The sequence below is a fragment of the Bacillus sp. JJ1503 genome, assembly GCF_036965125.1.
Classification (GTDB): domain Bacteria; phylum Bacillota; class Bacilli; order Bacillales; family Cytobacillaceae; genus Cytobacillus.
In genome coordinates, this window is the sequence record NZ_JBALOZ010000512.1 from 1 (window position 1) to 356 (window position 356).

Consider the following 356-nt stretch of genomic DNA (forward strand, 5'->3'; position numbering starts at 1 on the left):
TCCTGTAATTCTTTAGATAAAAAATACTTAGAAAAAAAACTTTTAGCACCAGGATTCTTTGGTTGAATCTTTCCCCCTCTTTTGATAAGAAATAGATTAATATTTATTATGTTACCATTTTCCATATACAAGATAAGATCTTTCTCTTTATCTGGTTTTTCCATACTAAATTTAGATGTAACAAAAATAATGTTTGGATAATTGTCGATTATAAAATGCACAGTTTGTAAAACCGTTTCGGGATAATGGTTGATAGATTCGTTAGATAAATAATTTAAAAGTGCTTGATGAACTAATTTTACATGCCCATCACCAAGCTGTTTATGTTTTTTTCTCATTTCCTTTTTCCTCCCATT

The 356-nt window shown here is 28.1% G+C and carries 1 protein-coding gene; it reads right to left on the reverse strand.

Annotated features, from left to right (window positions below; all coding sequences use genetic code 11):
• Window positions 1-338, reverse strand: a 338-nt coding sequence (locus V7149_RS26070; RefSeq protein WP_335348457.1) for a hypothetical protein, incomplete at its 3' end; no start/stop codon positions are given.
• Between the last annotated feature and the right edge of the window lie 18 nt (window positions 339-356).